General features: G+C 34.0%; 17 protein-coding genes. 4 read left to right on the forward strand and 13 right to left on the reverse strand.

The window, feature by feature from the left end:
- The 4 genes from lon to OB_RS10700 form a co-directional block, all read right to left on the reverse strand.
- Positions 1-2,319, reverse strand: coding sequence for an endopeptidase La (lon, locus tag OB_RS10685; protein WP_011066471.1), 2,319 nt, complete (start codon positions 2,317-2,319; stop codon positions 1-3).
- A gap of 175 nt (positions 2,320-2,494) precedes the next feature.
- Positions 2,495-3,772: an ATP-dependent protease ATP-binding subunit ClpX gene (gene clpX / locus OB_RS10690; protein WP_011066472.1), complete on the reverse strand. Its 1,278-nt coding sequence runs from the start codon at positions 3,770-3,772 to the stop codon at positions 2,495-2,497.
- Between the two features lie 292 nt (positions 3,773-4,064).
- On the reverse strand, positions 4,065-5,351 hold the full coding sequence (gene tig / locus OB_RS10695) for a trigger factor (RefSeq protein WP_011066473.1): 1,287 nt from the start codon (positions 5,349-5,351) through the stop codon (positions 4,065-4,067).
- A 116-nt stretch (positions 5,352-5,467) separates the two neighbouring features.
- Positions 5,468-6,448 carry a tetratricopeptide repeat protein gene (locus OB_RS10700; protein ID WP_011066474.1) on the reverse strand — a complete coding sequence of 327 codons (981 nt, stop codon included), beginning with the start codon at positions 6,446-6,448 and terminating at the stop codon, positions 5,468-5,470.
- Between the two features lie 579 nt (positions 6,449-7,027).
- Between OB_RS10700 and OB_RS10705 the strand changes: the two genes are divergently transcribed.
- The 3 genes from OB_RS10705 to OB_RS10715 all read left to right on the forward strand — a co-directional run bounded on the left by OB_RS10705 (position 7,028) and on the right by OB_RS10715 (position 10,093).
- Entirely contained in the window at positions 7,028-8,350 is a 1,323-nt protein-coding gene (locus OB_RS10705; protein ID WP_011066475.1) for a nucleotide sugar dehydrogenase, read from the forward strand.
- Positions 8,351-8,362: 12 nt separating this feature from the next.
- Positions 8,363-9,049: a glycosyltransferase family A protein gene (locus OB_RS10710; RefSeq protein ID WP_011066476.1), complete on the forward strand. Its 687-nt coding sequence runs from the start codon at positions 8,363-8,365 to the stop codon at positions 9,047-9,049.
- A 114-nt stretch (positions 9,050-9,163) separates the two neighbouring features.
- Positions 9,164-10,093, forward strand: coding sequence for an SDR family oxidoreductase (locus tag OB_RS10715; RefSeq protein ID WP_011066477.1), 930 nt, complete (start codon positions 9,164-9,166; stop codon positions 10,091-10,093).
- A 170-nt stretch (positions 10,094-10,263) separates the two neighbouring features.
- Here OB_RS10715 and OB_RS10720 read toward each other — a convergent pair whose 3' ends face one another.
- The 9 genes from OB_RS10720 to OB_RS10760 all read right to left on the reverse strand — a co-directional run bounded on the left by OB_RS10720 (position 10,264) and on the right by OB_RS10760 (position 21,207).
- Positions 10,264-11,544 carry a Gfo/Idh/MocA family protein gene (locus OB_RS10720; RefSeq protein ID WP_011066478.1) on the reverse strand — a complete coding sequence of 427 codons (1,281 nt, stop codon included), beginning with the start codon at positions 11,542-11,544 and terminating at the stop codon, positions 10,264-10,266.
- A 119-nt stretch (positions 11,545-11,663) separates the two neighbouring features.
- Positions 11,664-12,359 (reverse strand): rhamnogalacturonan acetylesterase, encoded by a 696-nt coding sequence (locus tag OB_RS10725; protein WP_011066479.1) that lies wholly within the window; start codon positions 12,357-12,359, stop codon positions 11,664-11,666.
- Positions 12,360-12,383: 24 nt separating this feature from the next.
- A complete protein-coding gene (locus OB_RS10730; protein WP_011066480.1) occupies positions 12,384-12,917 on the reverse strand; it encodes a hypothetical protein in 534 nt (177 codons plus the stop codon).
- Positions 12,918-12,945: 28 nt separating this feature from the next.
- Positions 12,946-14,052 carry a glycoside hydrolase family 88/105 protein gene (locus OB_RS10735; RefSeq protein WP_011066481.1) on the reverse strand — a complete coding sequence of 369 codons (1,107 nt, stop codon included), beginning with the start codon at positions 14,050-14,052 and terminating at the stop codon, positions 12,946-12,948.
- 21 nt (positions 14,053-14,073) lie between these two features.
- On the reverse strand, positions 14,074-15,648 hold the full coding sequence (locus OB_RS10740; protein WP_011066482.1) for a glycoside hydrolase family 43 protein: 1,575 nt from the start codon (positions 15,646-15,648) through the stop codon (positions 14,074-14,076).
- On the reverse strand, positions 15,629-17,116 hold the full coding sequence (locus tag OB_RS10745; RefSeq protein ID WP_011066483.1) for a glycoside hydrolase family 28 protein: 1,488 nt from the start codon (positions 17,114-17,116) through the stop codon (positions 15,629-15,631). Before OB_RS10745 ends, OB_RS10740 begins: the two co-directional genes overlap by 20 nt.
- A gap of 42 nt (positions 17,117-17,158) precedes the next feature.
- The gene (locus OB_RS10750; RefSeq protein ID WP_011066484.1) at positions 17,159-18,034 is read right to left on the reverse strand and encodes a carbohydrate ABC transporter permease; all 876 of its coding nucleotides are present in this window, start codon (positions 18,032-18,034) and stop codon (positions 17,159-17,161) included.
- Between the two features lie 24 nt (positions 18,035-18,058).
- Positions 18,059-18,994 (reverse strand): ABC transporter permease, encoded by a 936-nt coding sequence (locus tag OB_RS10755; protein ID WP_041544198.1) that lies wholly within the window; start codon positions 18,992-18,994, stop codon positions 18,059-18,061.
- Positions 18,995-19,692: 698 nt separating this feature from the next.
- Complete coding sequence (locus OB_RS10760) at positions 19,693-21,207, reverse strand: extracellular solute-binding protein (protein WP_011066486.1); 1,515 nt, start codon at positions 21,205-21,207, stop codon at positions 19,693-19,695.
- 266 nt (positions 21,208-21,473) lie between these two features.
- On the opposite strand from OB_RS10760, the gene OB_RS10765 reads away from it, so the two are divergent.
- Positions 21,474-22,124 carry a YesL family protein gene (locus OB_RS10765; protein ID WP_011066487.1) on the forward strand — a complete coding sequence of 217 codons (651 nt, stop codon included), beginning with the start codon at positions 21,474-21,476 and terminating at the stop codon, positions 22,122-22,124.
- The last annotated feature ends 17 nt before the right edge of the window (positions 22,125-22,141 follow it).

Consider the following 22,141-nt stretch of genomic DNA (forward strand, 5'->3'; position numbering starts at 1 on the left):
TTATTCCTCCACGAGTGCTTGTTCTAAAACTTCGTCTAAATGTTTTACTGGTATAAATGTTAATTCATTTCGTACACTTTCTGGAATGTTCTCAATATCCTTTTCATTTTCATCAGGAATTATTATAGTAGTTAATCCAGCACGGTGAGCACTTAGTGCCTTTTCTTTTAATCCTCCGATTGGCAATACTCTACCGCGTAAAGTGATTTCACCAGTCATTCCAACTTCCTTTTTAATTGCCCTGCCTGTTAATGAACTTACTAGAGCCGTGGCAATAGTTATTCCAGCAGATGGTCCATCTTTTGGTGTAGCTCCAGCTGGAACGTGAATATGAATATCATATTTCTCATAAAAATCTGGTTCAATATGAAAATGATTCGTTCTTGAACGCACATAACTAAATGCAGCTTGTGCAGATTCTTGCATAACATCTCCTAATTGGCCAGTTAATGTTAATTTTCCCTTACCAGGATAGTGACTTACTTCGATTGAAAGTATATCCCCTCCTGCCGAGGTATAAGCTAACCCAGTTGCTGCACCAATTTGATTTTCTTGTTCCATCAATCCATATCGGAAATAAGGTTTGCCTAAATAATCCTCGATAGTATGTTCTGTTATAATAATACGTTCTTTCGATGTATCCGTTATTAATGTTTTAGCTGCTTTTCTGCATAAGGTAGCTATTTGTCTTTCTAATCCCCTTACTCCTGCTTCACGAGTATATCTTCGAATAAGTTTCATTACTGCCGTTTCACGCATTTGTAATTTGCTTTTCGTTAATCCATTTTCTTGTAATTGCTTTGGAATTAAATGTTCCTTCGCAATATGGAGTTTTTCCACTTCTGTATAGCCCGCGATAGAGATTAGTTCCATTCGATCAAGTAAAGGCTCAGGAATACTTGATACATTATTCGCTGTAGCAATAAAAAGAACATTTGATAAATCATACGTCTCTTCTATAAAGTGATCACTAAACGCATGATTTTGTTCTGGATCTAATACTTCTAACATCGCTGAAGATGGATCACCACGAAAATCATTTGACATCTTATCAATTTCATCAAGTAAAAAGACTGGATTAATGGTTTCTGCTTTTTTCATTCCTTGCATGATTCTACCTGGCATTGCACCAATATAAGTTCTTCTATGCCCACGAATTTCCGCTTCGTCTCTTACCCCACCTAAAGAGATCCTCACAAACTTTCTATTGATGGAATTCGAAATAGATTTTGCTAAAGAAGTTTTTCCAACACCAGGTGGTCCAACTAAACACAGAATAGGTCCTTTTATAGAGTTAGTTAACTTCTGAACAGCTAAATACTCAAGAATTCGTTCTTTTACTTTATCTAATCCATAATGATCTCTATTCAATACCTTCTCTGCTTTTTTAATATTAATATTATCTTTCGTTTTGTTTTGCCAAGGTAATGCGATAAGCCATTCAATGTAATTTCTAATCACGGAACTCTCAGCTGATGATTGAGGCACTTTTTCATATCTACCTAATTCTTTTAACGCTACATTACGAATATGGTCAGGCATGTCCGATTTTTCAATTTTCGAATGCAACTGATCTAAATCTGTTGCCTTTCCATCCCGTTCACCCAATTCTTTTTGTATCGCCTTTAATTGTTCTCTTAGGTAGTATTCTTTTTGTGTTTTTTCCATTGAAGATTTTACTCGTTGCCCTATTTTTTTCTCTATATCTAATACTTTCTTTTCATTAGAAATAATCTTTAATAATTTTTTAATTCGCTCATTTATATTAAGTGTCTCTAAAAGCTTTTGTTTTTCTGGTACTTTTAAAGCGATATGAGATGTTATTATATCCGAAAGCCTACCTGGGTCTTCGATATCACCTACTGATTCAAATGTATCTTCTGTTACTTTACGTGATACTTTAACATATTGTTTAAAATAGTCTAGTAAGGTTCTCATTAAAGCTTCTATCTCATTTTCTTCACTTTTTGTTTCCTCTAATTTCTCAACTTCTACTAAATATTCATTTTCACTATCAATGTGACGTATTAATTTCCCTCGATACATACCTTCTACTAACACACGATTCGTTCCATTAGGAAGTTTTAGCATTTGCTTAACTTTTGCTACTGTACCAATCGTATATATATCTTCTGGTTGAGGATCTTCTATATTTCCTTTCTTTTGGGCAGCTAAGAATATGTATTCGTCTTCCACCATAGACCTTTCAATAGAGGCAATTGATTTATCACGCCCCACATCAAGATGTAGAACCATTGAAGGGAAAACTAACAATCCACGTAATGGCAAGAGGGGAATCTGTTTAAATTCTGTTGTCATTTTGTGTACCTCCACTATTGAATCAAGAAATAAAAGCAATATGTAAGTTATATTAAATACTATTGTTTTTCAATTATTATTAAAATGTGTCAATGTTGCTTCTCATATGTATGTGATAAAAAAAGACGGAGAAGGCAGATTGAACATAACTGCTACATCTCCGTCCTAATTTGTATTAAGCACTTTCTTTTGGTAACTTTTCATTCCCAAGTTTTACTGTGCCGTCTCGAAATACAAGTTTCGGACTACCATCATCATCAGAAACTGTTTCTTTCGTAATAATGCATCTATCCACGTCTTCTCTTGAAGGAATGTCAAACATTACGTCAACAATTATACCTTCAATAATGGATCGTAGCCCTCGAGCTCCAGTTTTTCGTTCAATTGCTTTCTTCGCAATTTCTTGTAGTGCCTCTTCCTCAAATTCAAGCTCAACATGGTCAATCTCAAATAATTTTTGATATTGTTTAACTAATGCATTTTTTGGCTTAGTTAGGATTTCAATTAACGCCTCTTCGTCTAATGGAGTTAAGCTTCCAATAACTGGAATACGTCCGATAAACTCTGGAATTAGACCGTAACGCAATAAATCTTCAGGTAGAACTTTTGAAAGTAATTGACCAGTGTCTAAATCTTCTTGTTTTTCATGAGAACCGAAACCAATTACTTTCTTACCTAAACGGCGCTTGATAACTTGATCAATACCATCAAACGCACCACCAACGATGAATAAGATATTGGTAGTATCAATCTGAATAAATTCTTGGTGCGGATGTTTTCTTCCACCTTGTGGTGGAACACTAGCTACAGTACCTTCAAGAATTTTCAATAATGCTTGCTGTACACCTTCACCAGATACATCACGAGTGATGGATGGATTTTCAGATTTACGAGCTACTTTATCAATCTCATCTATATATATAATACCTTTTTCCGCTTTCTCTACATCATAATCGGCAGCTTGAATTAATTTTAGAAGAATATTCTCAACATCTTCCCCTACATAACCAGCTTCTGTTAGAGAAGTAGCGTCTGCCATTGCAAATGGTACATTAATAATTCTAGCCAATGTTTGTGCAAGTAATGTTTTACCACTACCAGTAGGTCCTATCATCGCAATATTACTTTTAGCAATTTCAACTTCATCGTTGCCTTTGCCAGAATTCACGCGTTTATAGTGATTATATACTGCTACAGAGAGGTTCTTCTTTGCTTTATCTTGACCGATTACATAATCATCAAGTATATCGCAAATTTCCTTTGGTTTTGGAATTTCGTTCATTTCCATATCTTCTTCTGTACCTAATTCTTCTTCTACGATTTCAGTACAGAGATCTATACACTCATCACATATATACACGCCTGGTCCGGCAACTAGTTTCCTTACTTGCTCCTGACTTTTTCCACAAAAGGAACATTTCAATTGTCCTTTTTCCTCATTAAATTTAAACATTACTTTTCACCCCTAAACGTGCTGAAATCGTTCAGCAATCAACTTTTATAGTCATCATATCAGATACAAAATAAAAACAAAACAATATACCTTTTAGTGTCTCCCATTTGTCAGTGATAAATAAGTCTGTTCTTTCATTATGGATTTTTTTAATAAAAAGTCAACAATTTTACAAACAATTATTTCCACTTTCACTATATGTTTAAACAGTGAGTAAATATCCATATAATTACTAGAAATATGAAAGACAAGGTGCGACAAAAATCGCACCTTGTCTTCTATCCAACTGTCATTATTTAGTCTTGCTGTTTTCTGCTAAGAAGTCAATTGCAGCTTTAACTTTCAAATCATTTTCTAGCGTTTCTGTGTTTCCACCTAGCATTTGTACTAGTTGATCAACTTCCGCGCCGTACATAGAAGCCATTTTTTCAAGTTCAGCTTTTATGTCTTCTTCTGAAGGTTTTATACCTTCTGCTTCAGAAATAGCTTCTAATGTTAGATTAGTTTTCACACGCTTTGCAGCATCTTCACGCATTTGTTCTTTTAGAGCATCCTCATCTTGCCCAGAGAACTGTGCGTACATTTCTAATGTCATACCTTGCATCTGAAGTTGTTGTTCAAACTCACGAACCATTTGGTTTACTTCTGTATCAACCATTGCTTCAGGAATATCTACTTCAACATTATCTGAAGCTTTTTGGATTAGTTCTTCACGCTTTTTATTTTCAACTTCTTGTTTTTTATTTGTTTCTAACTCATTACGTTTTTTCTTTTTCAACTCATCTAATGATTCTACTTCTTCATCGACATCTTTTGCAAATTCATCATCAAGTTCTGGTAGTTCTTTCGCTTTTACTTCATTAATTTTTACGTTAAATACAGCTTCTTTACCAGCTAAATCTTCTGCATGGTATTCTTCTGGGAAAGTAACAGTAACTTCTGTTTCTTCTCCTGCTTTCTTACCAATAAGCTGCTCTTCAAATCCTGGAATGAATTGACCAGAACCAATTTCTAATGAATGATTTTCACCTTTACCGCCTTCAAAAGCAACTCCATCTTGGAAACCTTCAAAGTCAATAACAGCAGTATCGCCATTTTCAATAGCTTCTTCTTCTTTTACAATTAGTTCAGCATGACGCTCACGTACATTTTCAATCTCTTTTTCTACATCTTCATCTGTAACTTCTACTGATTCTTCTTCTACTTCTAAGCCTTTGTATTCGCCAAGTTTCACTTCTGGCTTCACTTCAACTTCAGCAGTAAAGATTAATTCTTTACCTCTTTCGATTTGATCAATATCCACAGATGGTTGAGCTATAGGGAAGATATCCGCTTCTTCCACTGCTTTTGTATATGCAGATGGTAATACAATATCTACCGCGTCTTGATAAAGTGCTTCTACGCCAAAACGTTTTTCGAATATCCCGCGAGGTATTTTCCCTTTACGGAATCCTGGAATCTGAACATCTTTAGATACTTTTTTAAAGGCTTGATCTAATGCCTGCTCAAACTCTTCAGCTGAGACTTCAAAAGTTAGTACACCTTTATTACCTTCTTGTTTTTCCCATTTTGCTGTCATTATTTATTCCCTCCAAAATCTATAATACAAATTTCTTTGTTTTTCATAAATGTAATGTTCGCTATTTACAACCATCTCATTATAACATAAATGCTAATGGTTTCAAGCATTTTACGCTATTCTTCAATGATACTAAGATATAGTGAGTCGGACATTTGAATGGAATCCATCCATTTCTGAATATCGTCGCTTAATTCTTCCATATTTACATCTATCTGAAAATAACGCTTTGCTACATTTATTGCTGCTGAGATAAATATATCTGTTTGTTCACTCAATGTTTCAAATGGATAGATTACATAAAAATAACGATATATAAGCTGTTCAATCAACTGCTGCAAAGATGGATTATTTTCCATCCTCATTTCCAATGCTTTCTTAGCCATTTGATATTCATGTAAATCTTCTATCTTGTCTAACTGTGTAGGTATAATATCCAAGCTCACATCAAACTTATGTATGGGTATTATTTCGCTCACTTTACTATCAACTAGCCATTGTACTAAACATGTCTTTACAACGGGATGTATTTGATTATTATCAAGTAAGGGAAACATATCCGAAGAAGGACTTATATTTAATGTACTCAATTTTTTTAAAAGCTGCCATTGCTTTTTATGCTGATCTTGATTAATCGCTTGATGTAACTCATCTTTATAGATAGAAGAAGAATCTTTTTGGATATCTATCTTCATACTTTGACTCATCTCATATAATTGTTGAAATGGTTCCCGTAAAAGCTCTGGCACATTATTTTGTTCAAACTCGTATCCCACTTGCTCCATAAGTATTTCATACTGACTTGTTTGAAATAAAATCGTCAAATAAATATGTAAGTAATGATAATAATGTTCATCTTTGTTTGCTATTAAATCTTCACAAAGCTCTTGCGCATCTTTATAATCTCCTAACTCCATTAAACACATTAATTTACCTATGTAAATCTCATGACTACTTGCATGATATTCTATTAAATGATTAAGCTTGTCTAAAGCTTCTTCATAACGCTTTTCTTGTAATGCTCTCAGACTTTCATCCTCTAGTGTTTTCTTTACAGAGGGGAACAATACTACATTATCTACTTCCTTATAGCTCATTTCTTCACCTCGCTCTCCACATCAAAATTGACATTATTAGTGTATACCCCAATAAATTATAACTTAAACACTCTAAAAATAGCTACAAGCCTTTCTATAAATATAGCTAAGATAATTATGAAAACAAAAAGAATTTGTTTGGGATATTTTTAACATGGTTTTCTGATTTTACCCGAATCTACCTTATTAAAATAGGTTTAAGATTGTAAAAAAAAATATGTCCAACTTTAATTACATTCTATAATTTCCTATTTAAATCCTGCCAACAGACAGAAATTCTAAATAGATGCTATATTTTAACAAAATTCGACTTAAATCACCATCTAATTATTCTCCCCCACTAATATAATTAGAAAACGAAACTCCATTCCGGAATTCCATGCCTATTACAAAACCGATAAGATATTGGTACCCTTACGATCTATTTCTACTAAACCATTTTCCTATTTCACTTCTAAAACCTTGTACACCTCCAATGAATTCAGTGCTGCCAATAGGTAGCAGCCGTTCCTTATTCAATTAAAATTCTATAAAATACAGCAGCTGATTAATTGAATGTATATTTTTAGGAGGTCAACTATGAAAAAAACAAACAATACAACAAACACTCCCTACGTAAATTCAAAAGTAGGTGTAATTGGCATGGGTTATGTCGGACTTCCTCTAGCTTTATTATTCTTAAAAAAAGGATATCAAGTTACTGGAATTGATATTAATCAATCTAAAATTAGCCAATTACAAAACGGAAAAAGTTATATTCCAGATATTAAAGACAACGAACTACAGGATGCGCTAAAAACGGATAGTATTATATTTACTTCCAACTATGATGTCATAAGTCAATTAGATATTATCGTAATATGCGTTCCAACACCTTTAACAAAAGAGCAAATTCCTGATCTTAGTTATATCAAAAATGTAAGTGAAGAAATATATCCAAGACTGCAAATTAATCAGTTAGTTATTTTGGAAAGTTCCACTTATCCAGGAACAACACGTGATATTCTCCTACCAATATTAGAAAAAAGCGATCTACAAATTGGTTCAGAGTTCTATCTAGGTTATTCTCCAGAGAGAATTGACCCTGGAAATAACACGTTAAAAGTAGAAGAAATTCCTAAAGTAGTTGGCGGTATATCAGAGGGTTGCCTGCAACATATAACTGATTTCTATCAAAATGTATTTGATGAAATAATTCCAACTTCTTCTGTTGAAATAGCTGAACTATGTAAATTAGTGGAGAATAGTTATCGTTTTATTAATGTATCCTTTATAAACGAATTGGCAATGCTCTGCGATCAATTAAATATTAATTTATGGGAAGCAATTGATGCTGCTAGTTCAAAACCATATGGTTTTCAACCGTTTTACCCGGGACCTGGAATCGGAGGACATTGCATTCCGATTGATCCACTATATTTGTCATGGATAGGACAACAACATGGATTTAATAACCAATTTCTAGCTCTTGCAGAGCAAAAAAACAAAGATATAAGTCAGTATGTAATCAATCAGATTAATAATATCGTTCATGCAGAAAAACCTATTAATGAGGCAAATATTCTTATCTGTGGTGTATCATACAAAAAAGATTCCAATGATGTTCGAACGTCTCCGCCTTTAGACATCATGAAAACGTTAGTAAAAAGTTACAAAAGTTTGGTGTACTTTGATCCAGCTGTTCCAACTGTTGAAATCAACCAACAAACATATCACAGTACGGAGATAACTCCCCAACTATTAAAAAAAATGGATATAGTTGTCATATTAGTCGACCATTCTGCCATTCCTGTCCAGGACATACTAAACCATGCAAAAATAGTATATGATACCAAGAATGTAACTGCTGGATTAACCGGAAGTGCTAAATTATTCTTGTTAGGTAACGGAAATATATCTTAGTTGGTGACCTTTATGATATCAATCATTACTTGTACGAATCGAGATCATATGATGGAAAATATATTCCTTAACTATAGTTCACAGACTATAGAGAACAAGGAATTAATTATCATTTTAAATAACGATAGTATTAATCTTTCCCGATGGATTGGCAAAGCTGCCAATTATTCCAATGTATCTGTTTTTCAACTACCTGAATGGTATACAGCTAGTGAGTGTAAAATGTTTGCATCTCAACAAGCATCCTTTGATTATATTGCTAAATTTGATGATGATGACTACTATGCTCCTAATTATTTAAAATCCATTTGGTCTATATATCAAACCAACAAAGAAGTAGATATTATAGGAAAGAGTACGGTTTATGTATATTTTCAGGAAAGCAATTATCTAGGAATCTTACATTCTAGTAAAGAAAACCAATATACAAATCGAGTAGTAGATTCAACTCTTACTTTTAAGAAAGATGTGTTATCTAAAGTGTCATTTATAAGAAGCAAGTATGGTTCTGACGCTAAATTTCAAAAGGATTGCATTTATAATGGGTTTAACATTTATTCTACTGACAGATTCAATCATGTTGTTTTCCGAAATGAACATCATAATGATCACACGTGGAAAATTACAGACCAACAGCTAATGAATGCATGTACAGACCTTATTTGTACGAATGATTTTAAATCAATCATTCACCGTTAAAAACAGAAAATAGATGCCTATTTTGTTAAATCAATTATATTCCCCCTATACGTATATTTATAACTTTCATAGTATATCAAGATCTAACTAACAAACGAAAAAGGGGAATGAAATTTGACAAAATATTTAGTTACTGGCGGCGCAGGATTCGTAGGATCAAATATCGTAAGGAAGCTTATTTCAAACGGGGAATCGGTTAGATTGCTAGATAATTTCAGTACAGGAAACAAGAACAATATAGCAGATATTAACGATCAAGTAGAGATAATTAGCGGAGACTTTACAAATAAAGCAGTAGTTAAAGAAGCTATGAAAGGTGTAGATATTATCTTACATCAAGGGGCTATTCCTTCTGTTCCTAAATCAATCGACAATCCAATATTATCTAATTATGCAAATGTGAACGGTACACTTACTCTTTTAAACGCTGCCGTTGAGGAAGGTGTCAGTCGATTTGTATACGCAGCTTCTTCTTCCGCTTATGGCAATAATAAAAGGTTACCGAAACAAGAAGATATGATTGCTAATCCTATGTCACCTTATGCAGTTAGTAAATATACGGGTGAACTATATTGTAAAGTTTTTTATGAAATATACGGATTAGAAACGATTTCCTTACGTTATTTTAATGTATTCGGCCCAAGACAAAATCCACATTCAAAATATGCTGCGGTCATTCCAGCATTTATAGAATCAATCATTCAAAATCAATCACCTATTATATACGGTGATGGTACACAATCAAGAGATTTCACTTATATCGATAATGTTGTATCTGCTAATCTACTTGCCGCTACCGCGAAAAATTTAAAAGGGGAAGTAGTTAATATCGGTACTGGAACCCAAATACAGCTAAATGATTTGGTGGATCGTATTAACAATATTTTAGGAAAAAACATTTCTGCTATCCATACGAAGGATCGTGCAGGTGACGTTAAACATTCCTTAGCTGACATACAGCGCGCTAAAGATATAATAAACTATGAACCAATAACTACATTTGATGATGGTTTAATAAAAACAGTAGAATGGTTTGACAAATAAATTATGAAGCAGATGAAATAAAAGAAAGAACAGTTTTTTCTAATTTAATTAATTAGGACTGTTAATGTTAAAATATAATCTAAATTTCATCTGCTTTACGTTTTTTCTCTGTTTATTTATTTATTATGACGTCAAATATCTATTTCGAATTGGAATTTTTCATCCTCCTATCACATAAACAATTCATCCACTCTTACTGGCAAACCACTATTTATAGACATATTACCAGCTATGCCGGTAAGAATAGATATCGCTCCATCTATATGACTTGCAGACCGATTAAATCTATCTTCTTTTGAATGCCCAAATAAGTCATTAAGTAATAGAGGATCTCCTCCACCATGACCACCCTCTTCTTCAATGACATTCACCTCATACGGTTGACCAAACATCGGAAGAACACGAATAAATTTTTCCTTTACTTTACCTTCATCAGCTTTCGAACCGCCTGAGTTAATATACGATTGTTCCTTCACTTGTACTTCTAATCTCCCTTTACTTCCATTAAATACAACAATAAAACCTTCCCAAGGCATATAGGCATTTAAAGAATAATTAAGAATTGCTTTATTTTTATATTTAATTAGTACTCCAAGTGTGTCTTCAATGCTGATCCCATCCCCAAAAACACTTTGGTCCCGATGATAGCCATCTTCATGTTCTGCATCTAAATACATTGCCTTCAAATGTTTATTTTCTTCTAAATTAATAGCAAAAGGATCATTAAGTGCTCTTTCATCCTGATATGCTCGCTGATAAAAATTTGTGACTCCTCGACTTTCAGCATTTTCCCTTCCATAAAAACGTAAATCACCTAACGCATAGACTGTTTCTGGAGTTGTACTTAACCAAAAATTTACTAAATCAAAATGATGGGTTGCTTTATGGACAAGTAATCCTCCACTATTTCTTTTATCACGATGCCACCTTCTAAAATAATCAGCACCATGTTGAGTGTCTAGAGCCCATTCAAAATTCACCGAGTATACTTCACCGATGACATCATTTAGTATTAACTCCTTTATTTTAGTATTGTGTGGAGCATAGCGATAATTGAATGTAACACGAACTTCCTTATTCGTGCGATGAATAGCGTCCATAATTTGCTGACATTTTTCTACATCCGTTGTCATTGGTTTTTCGGTAATAACATTACAGCCGAGTTCTAATGATTGAATGATATAATAATGATGAGTTCTGTCTATCGAAGTTATGATTACGGTATCCGGTTTTTCTTTTTTGATCATAGTTTCAAAATAAGATGATTTATATAATGGTATTTGGGGATGATTATACTTATCTTCGAGCAATTGATTAGCATAGTTCATTCTTGTTTCATTTATATCACAAAAAGCAACCAGTTTTGCTGTTTCTTCATAATCCCTCGCTATTGCCCCATAAAAAAACTCAGCTCTTCCTCCTGTACCAACCAGTGCATACCTCTTTCTCATCTTTATCCTCCTAATCGCTTCTTTAGTCCTTTATTTACTAAGAGGTGACCTTCTTTCCGTATTATTTAAATTGGAATACCCCTTACCCTCATACAAATCCATTTACATTATACGTTCTACTACAATCCCATTTCTTCTTTATTTATAAACTTTGCTAAGGGCAACCGTAAATCATTGATTCCTTCTATTACAAGTTGAGCTATCGTATTTGCTCCCAATTCTGTAAAATGAGTATTATCCTCCATACCTTCAGGGTAGTTAGAATAATCTCCCCGTTTCAACCACATATATAATTTTTTGGATAATTCCGGACCGATATTTTCGAGCAAAATGGTACTCTTTTCCGTAATATCAATCAAAGGTACTGCTAATTCCATAGCAAGTTCACGCATTGCAACGGGGTAAGAACCATGTTTATCGAGTATCTTCCCTTTGATAGTAAAATTCCTTCTTTGAACAGGGGTCAATAAAACCGGGAAAGCTCCTTTAGATCTAGCATTACTGATAAATATCTCTAAATTTTGTTTATAGGTAGTAAATGGTTCAGTATATCGATCACTGTCGGCTTTAGAATCGTTATGTCCAAATTGAACAAATAAATAGTCTCCTGGTTTTATAAGTTGGCAAATCCGTTTTTGTCTTCCCTCTTGAATAAATGTTTTTGTACTCCTGCCTGGCACAGCTTCATTCCAGATTTTTATTTTTTCATTAAAATATTGATCCAACACTTGTCCCCACCCCATTTGTGGTGCTCTATTTACATCATAAGTAGCCATTGTTGAATCCCCTGCAAGGAACAAATTTATATGATTCATAGTTTCCTCCAATGGAAAGTATCGTTATCGGGCTGTTAAAGCTTCCATCACCATTTGTACAGCTAAGTCTTGATGTTCACTATAAATTGGTACCAAGGCGACTAACTCAGAATTCAGATTAATATTAAGTTTTCCTAATAAATCAGAATTCTCATCTATTGGCAAAGCGTAGATAGTATCCTTTTTCGTTTTTTCATTTTTGAGAAAATATTCTTTTGGTATATCTTTCTTACGTTCATCAGTTAATTCAAAAGGAATAAGACCTTCCGAATCAAAACTACCCGGCGTTAGCAAATTTGATTCAACTATTAATATATCTCCATTATGTGAAGCTATTTCAGCAATTAACCTTTCATAGACAGATGCATAAAATTCACTTTTAAACTTTAAAGCTGACTCTGGGTAAATTTGTTCCAGATTATTGACTAAGCTATCTCCTGTATCTTCCGTAATCTCAGTGAAAAACAAAATCTCTAACGTGTCGGTCTTCTGTCCGCAACCTGTCAGAACAAGCATAAATATCAAAGCAATTACAATTTTACTTATGAAACGACCCATAGTATTTCGTCTTCCTTCCAAATAAGGTTCATAGGTTAAAAAATTTATGCATCTCTACACTTGCTAATATAAATGCACCCACACCGTGTAAATCATTTTTGATCGTGTCTCTGCCTACATAATAATTATAATCTCCGATAGAAGTCCCAATGCAAATATCACTTAAGAACAGATTGTTATTCGAATCTACTTGAGTTGAATGTTTTAATATGCCTGCATACCCTTTTTGGGCATTTTTTATATATTTTTTATCTACGTAGTTATTGTTTACTGCTTTAGCCATAGCATAAACAAATAAACATGAACAGGAGCTTTCTAGCCAATTATCTTCTAAATGGCCTTTATCAATTACTTGATACCATAATCCAGAATTTTCATCCTGATACCTGTTTAAACTGTCAAATAAATCACTTAGTACTAATTGTAATTCTTGCTGTTTTGAATGTGACTGGGGAAGTAATTCTAAAAAATAAGTAAGTACCATAGCATACCACCCAAGCGCTCTTCCCCACACTTCAGGTGCTCTACCAGAAGATGTCGCCCATGGCTGTTCCGCCTTCTCATCCCATCCATGATGATATAAACCATTCTCCTTATTCTTTGTATGACTACGCATGAGTTGTTCTTGATACAACACTAAATCTATAAGCTTTGGTTCATTAAACAGCTGACCAAATTGAATAGCAAAAGGACCAGCCATATACAAACCATCAAGCCACATTTGATAAGGGTATTTATCTTTGTGCCAATAGCCACCTTCCCTCGTTTTGTTAATTGTTCTCAGCACATTCCTCAGTTTTTCAGAGGCAATCTTATATCGTTTATCTCCAGTATGTTTATATAAATATAGTAATAATAATCCGGGTTGAATGGCATCTAGTTCACTTCTAGCAAATAAAAAATTACCCTCTTCATCTATTAAATTATCAACATACGCCTTTACATAGTTATAGTATTCGTTACCCTGAGTTTCTTTAAAAACTTCTAGCATCCCACTTAAAAATACCCCTTGATGATAATGCCACCTGTTCTGTGGAGGTAATTGACTTGGCGTAAATTGATTCATCATGCTTTTACATGCTTTTTCTGCCCATGTTAATGGATCCTCCTCGTTCAAATTAGTAATTTTATTCATAAAAACCTCCTCCTATTACACTTATTTTTGTAAGATTTCTTTATACTCAAACCAATCAAAATCAGCTTTATTCGTACTCTCCTTCCCATTACTGCTGGCATACATGCCTATATAGGTCCCTACAAATCCTCCAGCTATATCCGTACTTAGTAATTTGCCATCTTGATTTGCAAGTAGTTCAAAATTATTGAGTGAATTCCCATAATAAAAACAATAATCTTGCTCTTTTGCCTCTACTTTTAAATATAATTTATTCTCACTCGTTTGTTCCTGAGAAATCACCTGATCTATCCCATCATATCTTCTTATTAGTCGAACAATAGTAGATGCACCATCCAGTAGAAGTTCCATTCGAAATTGAAAATCATTGTTTTGTAGTAAAACGATTCCAGCTACTTCTCCACTTTTCTTAGGAACAAACTCCATTAATGTAGTAGCAACAAAATTTTTATGTTGTTGACGCCTCCCGATAAAGCTTGGATTAACTCGATCTATAATCGTTTCTGGTTTCAACTTTAGTCTTAAGTAGCCTGGACGTTCGTTCAAAGACCAAAATGTTTCATGTGGTGTCCGTACGAAATTCCACTGTAATGAAAGCTCTGTCGAATTAAAATCATCTCTATCTGAAACTTCCGGCCATTTTACTTCATCCAAATCAGGAAAAGGTGATTCCAATTCAACGATCCCTTTACCAGGGTTAATAACAGGCCAATCGTTCTCCCACACCATAGGGACTAGAAAAGTTTCCCTTCCTAAATTTCGGTAATGCCCTCCATAAGGACGTGATCCAAGACATACCATCCACCACTCTCCTTTATGCGTTTCAATAATGTCTGCATGCCCTATGTTACTTATTGGATACTCTCTTCCTAAATGTCGATGAGTCAAAATTGGGTTTGTTTTTGCTGATTCATATGGTCCTAGTAAGGATCTGCTTCTAGCTATGGTTACTGCATGCGTAAATCCTGTACCACCTTCTGCAATCATTAGATAGTACCACCCATTCACTTTATATAGGTGGGGAGCTTCTTGTGCATGAGCATTTTTCAACGCACCATCCCACAAGCTATACTTATCACCTATTAATTGTTTGCTTTCTAAGTCTAATTCCTGTAAATAGATTTCCATATGCTTCGGATATTCCTGTCCATCTGGTGGTTGACGGTTTGCGGTATAATAAACCTTTCCATTGTCATCAAAAAACAATGAAGGATCAATACCTGGCGTTGGTCCCAACCAGTTTGGGTCACTCCAAGGACCTCCTGGATCTTCTGCAGTAACATAAAAATCACGTCTCAATCCCGTTCTACTTTCAACAAAGGTAGTAATCATATAAAAGATCCCATTATGATATCTAATCGTAGGCGCGTAAATTCCTCTTGAACAAGGAATACCATTCAGATTCAGTTGAGATGGCCGGTCTAGCACATGACCAATTTGGTTCCAATTGACTAAATCTCTACTATGAAAAATTGGAACTCCTGGGAAATATTCAAATGTTGAAGTTACTAAATAATAATCCTCATCTACTCGACAGATAGATGGATCAGGGTAAAAGCCAGGGATGATTGGGTTTTTAAATGTTTTCAAATTCATTTACCTCCCTACTAGATTGATTAGTCCGTATATTAGTTACGTCATTGACAGTAACTATAGGAGTATTTGGGTGTTTACGCTTCCTAATTAAATGATCTAATTCTGCATTAATAACATTTTCCAAGTGAAGAGCAGGCCCCTGTCTTGTTTCCACTCTGACACGATGAAATTCTATTCCATCAACGTACTTACAATAAATGCCTTCTCCGGCCATAAATATTGGTTCTTTTACCATATCTGGTTCTCCACCTTGTTCATCGGGATTGATTGTCATTTCAATTAATACGTGCCGTAGAATAATATCTTTTACATACTTCTCAGGAAGTCCGTAAATAAACCCTGCAGCTGAGCGACAGTTTCTAGCTGTTACATTACTTATATGAATATATTCGATTTCTGGAGTCTTTTCTGAAATTTCTATTGGCGACAATTCATTAATTAAAGAATCACTCTTATCCAAACCGTGCCGATAAAAGGAATTTATCGCCAAAGGACAGAGAACCCCATCCATATAAATATTGTCAATTAAAATATCACGAATGTAGCTCCCGCGAGCTCGATTCGTTTTTAATCGAATGCCCCGATCTGTGCCTATAAACACACAGTTTGATACAGCAATATTTCTTATTCCACCTGAATTCTCACTTCCCATTACAATTCCACCATGCCCATTTTTCATCGTGCAGTTTGTAACAGCCACATTTTCCGTTGGTCTTGCAACTCTCCTACCATCTTCATTGATACCAGATTTAAATGCTAAACAATCGTCGCCCACATCAAAATGACAGTTTGATACACGCACATTGGAACATGAATCAAGATCTAGTCCATCCCCATTTGGAGTATCCCAAGGATTTTTAAACTTCACATTGTGAATAGTGACATTATCGCAATATACAAAATGCGTATTCCAAAATGGTGAATTTTCCAGCGTAATACCATCCAATGTCACTGAATCACAATCGTACATTTGAAGTAAAGGTGGTCGAAGAAATTGTGATGGCCATTCGACAAGATTCGTATTTTTAGGTTCAGTTATAGATTTATTTAATTCAGCTATCTCCTTCGTTTGTGGGTGATCATATTCTTCGCCTTTTCTTAATAGATGATTTACCTCCCACCAAGCTTCCCCCTGACCATCAATACAACCTGAACCTATAATTGATACATTAGTTAAACCATTACCATATAACAGTGGTGAAAATCCATAGCATTCATATCCAGACCATCTTGTTTTAACTGGAGGGTAAGCAGAGAAATCATCTATAAAAACTAGTTTTGCACCTGATTCAATATAGATTGTCAGATTACTAATCAGCGAAATTGGCCCCGTCAAGTACGTTCCTGCTGGAATGTAGAGTGTTCCTCCTCCACTATCAGCACATCGCTTGATTGCTGATGAAATCGATTCAGTATTGTCTGTGTTGGAATCTCCCTTTGCTCCAAATTCAGTAATATTACAAAACATATACATATGCCTCCATTCATTTCGTTATTTACTCAGATATTACTAACCTTTTACTGAACCTAGTAATGCTCCTTTTGCAAAGTATTTTTGTAAAAATGGATAAACAAGCAGAACTGGAACAGTAGCAACTACAATAGTTGCCATCTTAACGGTCACTTCTGGTGGAGGTACATCTGTATACGTGGCACCATCATAATTGATACCACTTGCTAAAACTACTATCTGCCTTAACAACACTTGAACTGGCCATTTAGCAGAGTCACTAATATAAAGAATTGCGTGCATATATGTGTTCCAATAAGTAACAGCATAAAATAATGAAATAGTAGCGATAGCAGGTAATGAACACGGAATTACTATGCGGAATAAAATACCAAAATCACTAGCTCCATCAATTTTTGCTGATTCTTCTAATCCAGCAGGAAGATTCATAAAAAAACTTCTTAAAATTATCATATTAAATGCATTGATAGAAACTGGGATAATTAATGCCCAAAGAGAATTTAATAAACCAGTTTGTTCAACAACTAAAAATGTTGGAATCATCCCTCCATTAAACAGAATGGTGAATACGATTAAAAAGTTAAAAAATCTTCTCCCAACCAGATCTTTTCTAGACAATCCATATGCAGTTAATGTGGATAAGAACATGCTCCATAGTGTCCCTCCCACCGTTACCGTAACGGAAATCAATAATGCCCGTAAAATGGTATCCGTGGAAAAAATATACTTATATGCATTCAATGAAAATTCAGTTGGAAACAATAGAAAACTTGTCTCTGCAATTTCCGCGCTAGTTGCAAACGAACTCCCCACTACATGTATAAAAGGGATAATCATAACCAATGCTAATAAACCCAATAATACGTAATTAATAACGTCGAAAATCTTACTGCCTACAGATATTCTATTTCGCAATATGAACTCCCCCTTCCAAATATATTAATAGATACCTTCTTCCCCAAATCGTTTTGCTAGTCGGTTTGCAAAAATGACTAATATAAGCCCGACCACCCCTTTAAAGAAGCCAACAGCTGTACTGTAACTAAACTGACCTTGTTGAAGTCCAGCAGTATACACATACGTGTCAAATATTTCACCAACTTCTCGATTCGATGCATTTAATAATAGATAAACATGCTCAAAACCAAGTTCCAACACATCGCCAATCTTTAGTATTAGCATAATGATTATCACACTTCGAATCGCTGGTAATGTAATGTGCCACATCTGCCGTAATCGATTAGCACCATCCATTTTTGCAGCTTCATATAATTGTGGATCCACACCTGTAATCGCTGCTAGAAAGATGATTGTTCCCCAACCAGCTTCCCTCCAAATCACTTGAAGAATATACATTGGTCGAAACCATTCTTCATTCATTAAAAAGTTTATTTTTTCAAATCCAAAATACTCAATTAGTGAATTAATAATCCCTCCATCTAATGTCAGCATCACATAACTTATGGAAACGATTACAACCCATGACATAAAATGAGGAATATATATAAGTGTTTGTATACCTCTTTTGTATAAAGAATGTCTTACTTCATTTAGCATTAAAGAAATGATAATTGGGATCGGGAAAAATATGATAATCTGTAGAGCAAAAAGAATAAGTGTATTTCTAAAAATCATCCAAAAATCTGGACTAGTAAATAAACGTTCAAAATGCTCAAATCCTACCCACTCGCTCCCACTAATTCCTAGGTATGGTTTGTAATCCTGAAAAGAAATCACTAACCCCGTCATCGGTAAATATTTGTAGATAAAAAAATAAAGAATACCCGGAAGTATCATTAAGTAAATCAGTTTGTTTTTCTTGATGTTTTTTAAGATTTCATGTCTCCGACTCTTCTTGATGGATGCACTTTCCATTCTTAATTCCCCCTCTCCAACAGGCATGTCCTGTAGATTCATTCTTTGACAGTCTGTTTTATTAATAAATCTTGATTATTCTTAATTTCATCCTACTGTAACTTTGATAATCATTATGTTATCAACTATAGGAAACTCTTCCTGTTATAACGAATTAAAGGCATTTCTTACATAATGATTAGTTATTTATAATTGACATGAATCGTTATTATAAAGCGAAGCATAGCAATAATAAATTCTATGTATCAAAAAATGAAATCTGAGTTCCAGACTCAAATAGTGATTTACTATTTTCATTAGAAACTAGACTTCCCTGATACAAATGAAACATTTACTCAACAGGAATTAATAATTTCCCTTCACATCTTATTTCCTGAGAATAGGACACTGTTCGCTCTGCAGCAATTACTAATTGCAGTTATCTTTTTTAATAAACGAAGCATGAATGCTATATATATGATTTATTAAAAAGTACTGCATTATTGGTTCTAAAACTACTGAGTAAGTATTTATTGATCAACTATTTATTATAAACAGAGAAGTTAATCTTCATTTCGTTCATCAACAGCATTATTCAATTACTTTTAAATAGTTAGTAGAATGTGTACTATGAGAAATTACAACGGCCCTTTCCCATTTGATAGTAAGAAAAGGCCGTAAAATTGTTAAAAATATAATGTCATGAATACTTCTTCGAATTAATTCTGTTCTGCATAGGAAGCATTAAACTCCTCGATAATCGCTTCGCCCCCTTGAGATTTCCAATTTTCTATTGCAGAATCAAATCCTTCCTCATCGATTTGTCCGAGAATATATTGGTATGTTGCATCTGTCATGATTTGTAATAACCTCGAACCATCTTGAATATTAGTTTCAGAATCCAATGTTATCGTTGGATCATGAATTAAATAATTTTCATTATCTTTAAACAATTCTTCCGACTTCGCTTTTGGCTCGTATTCAAAAAATCCTTCGTATCTTCCATTTGTCTCCGCCTCACCAATTTCAATCGCCTGATAAGGTTTTACTTCCCTGTCAAATAACGCCTGATCCTCTGTTGGAACAGCTCCACCTTCTTTTACTGTATAATGTTCACCTTCTACTCCCCAATAAATGGAATTTGACAGTTCTGGATCCATTAATGCATCAAAAAATCCAAGTATTCTTTTCAATTCTTCTTCTGATTCAACAGTACTTTTAGGAAACATTACTAAGTTTCCATATCCAGGAATTGCCCACGTGTTATATTCACCATTAGGTCCTTCAACTTGATTGTGGACATCATATACTACATCTGGATTAATAGCAGCAGCATCACTGTGTAAAGTTACTACGTCACCCATAGATCCTACATAAATTCCGGAAGATCCATTTTTAATAAATTCTTGTTGATCTACTTTACTTGTTACTGGGAAATCTTTATTGATGTATCCGTTTTCATGCATTTCCTTAAAAAAGTCCATCGCTTGTTTATATTCAGGGAACATGAATTCAGGAACCAACTCTCCATCTTGCTCTCCCCAATTATTCGGAGTACCAAACCATGAGGATACTGTTTTAAAAGCACCATAAACCAAATCGCTTCGGTCGGTAAGGCCAAACGTATCATCTTTACCATTGCCATCTGGATCATCCTCAGTGAAAGCACGTGCCATTTCCATAAACTCGTCAGTCGTTGTTGGTGCAGAAAGACCTAGATTATCAGCCCAGTCTTTTCTGTATATTATCCCTTGTCTTGATAATGGTCTTCCTTGATATAAAGAATAGATTTTACCATCAACTTTTGTATTTTCTAATACTTCTTCTTTAAGATTACCTAGGTTTTCAAACTCTTCTAAATAAGGACCGACTTCCCAGAATTGATCATCTCTTATTGCATCTTTAAATTGCATAAATGTTGTCTGGTTTTTCATAAATACTGCTTCTGGAAGTGTATTAGTAGCGAATGCTGTGTTTAACCTATCTTCATAGTTATTATCTGGTACCCACTGAAACTCAATCTCTGTGTTTGTTTTCTCTTCTAAAATATCCAAAATTACATCTCCAGGTACTTCAGGCGTATGAAGATTTGCCATAATGGAAAAAGAATAAACTTCATCTTCATTAAAATCTTCATTGCTTTCCTCACTTGAAGCATTTTCGTTATTGCACGCTGTCAGAACAAGTAATAAAATAAGTAAAAAACAGGTAAACAGAAATCTTTTTTTGTTCATTTTTTAACCTCCTTAGAAATTTATTTTTGTATAGTTTAATGTTATTTTAAAATTTTCAGGTTGTACATAATCACTTTCTCACAATTTGCAGAATTTTTATAATTTAGCTATAATTAACAATATTAGTCAATCACTTTCTTAGATTATGATCAAAGAATAATCAATTCCTTTGAAAGCGGTATCATAAACCTGTTGATATGATTATTGTATTGCAAATCTATTATGCTAGTATCATTAATAAGTACTTATGGAGGGAGAGCTACCCTATGGAAGTTGGAGGTATCTGGGGCAATTTTTATTGGTTATGTCTTTGGATTATGCGATTGGCTTATATAAATATACTTTGGGGATTATTTACCATATTTGGATTAATTATCATCGGTTTCACTCCTGCAACTATCGCTATGTTTACTATTATTAGAAAGTGGTTAAAAAAAGAAACCGAAATACCAATATTTAATACTTTCTTTACTATATATAAAGAGGAATTTTTTAAATCGAATATATTTACCATTATTATTGGATCAATTGGACTCATACTACTTGTCGACTTATCTTTTCTTGGCACCATCTCAGAACATCCGATATACCCATTATTACTTGGCGGTCTATTTCTATGTGGATTTATCTATATAACTTTAATCCTTTACATATTTCCTTTATATGTCAATTTCAATTTATCACGTTGGCAATATATTAAGTATTCAATTTTAATTGGCTTAACTAATTTACATTATACAATTACGATGATGGTAGCAATTAGTGGATTATATTATTTGTTTATGCGTATTCCCGGGCTTATTCCATTTTTTTCTATTAGTACAACAGGAGTAACAATTATGGGGATATCATATTTATCTTTTAAGAACCTTGATAAAAAAAGAAACAACCAGCAAGCTCAAAACACTTTGTCTTAAAGGCTTCAAAAAGTATG

Origin of the sequence: Oceanobacillus iheyensis HTE831, assembly GCF_000011245.1 — a bacterium.
Taxonomy (GTDB): domain Bacteria; phylum Bacillota; class Bacilli; order Bacillales; family Amphibacillaceae; genus Oceanobacillus; species Oceanobacillus iheyensis.

Coding starts and splice junctions, on each gene's coding strand:
- OB_RS10755 (WP_041544198.1), bottom strand. CDS start 18,994: ATGGAAAGTGCATCCATCAAGAAGAGTCGGAGACATGAAATCTTAAAA.
- OB_RS10710 (WP_011066476.1), top strand. CDS start 8,363: ATGATATCAATCATTACTTGTACGAATCGAGATCATATGATGGAAAAT.
- OB_RS10700 (WP_011066474.1), bottom strand. CDS start 6,448: ATGAGCTATAAGGAAGTAGATAATGTAGTATTGTTCCCCTCTGTAAAG.
- OB_RS10725 (WP_011066479.1), bottom strand. CDS start 12,359: ATGAATCATATAAATTTGTTCCTTGCAGGGGATTCAACAATGGCTACT.
- OB_RS10730 (WP_011066480.1), bottom strand. CDS start 12,917: ATGGGTCGTTTCATAAGTAAAATTGTAATTGCTTTGATATTTATGCTT.
- clpX (WP_011066472.1), bottom strand. CDS start 3,772: ATGTTTAAATTTAATGAGGAAAAAGGACAATTGAAATGTTCCTTTTGT.
- OB_RS10720 (WP_011066478.1), bottom strand. CDS start 11,544: ATGAGAAAGAGGTATGCACTGGTTGGTACAGGAGGAAGAGCTGAGTTT.
- tig (WP_011066473.1), bottom strand. CDS start 5,351: ATGACAGCAAAATGGGAAAAACAAGAAGGTAATAAAGGTGTACTAACT.
- OB_RS10740 (WP_011066482.1), bottom strand. CDS start 15,648: ATGAATTTGAAAACATTTAAAAACCCAATCATCCCTGGCTTTTACCCT.
- OB_RS10705 (WP_011066475.1), top strand. CDS start 7,028: ATGAAAAAAACAAACAATACAACAAACACTCCCTACGTAAATTCAAAA.
- OB_RS10765 (WP_011066487.1), top strand. CDS start 21,474: ATGGAAGTTGGAGGTATCTGGGGCAATTTTTATTGGTTATGTCTTTGG.
- OB_RS10745 (WP_011066483.1), bottom strand. CDS start 17,116: ATGTTTTGTAATATTACTGAATTTGGAGCAAAGGGAGATTCCAACACA.
- OB_RS10760 (WP_011066486.1), bottom strand. CDS start 21,207: ATGAACAAAAAAAGATTTCTGTTTACCTGTTTTTTACTTATTTTATTA.
- OB_RS10735 (WP_011066481.1), bottom strand. CDS start 14,052: ATGAATAAAATTACTAATTTGAACGAGGAGGATCCATTAACATGGGCA.
- lon (WP_011066471.1), bottom strand. CDS start 2,319: ATGACAACAGAATTTAAACAGATTCCCCTCTTGCCATTACGTGGATTG.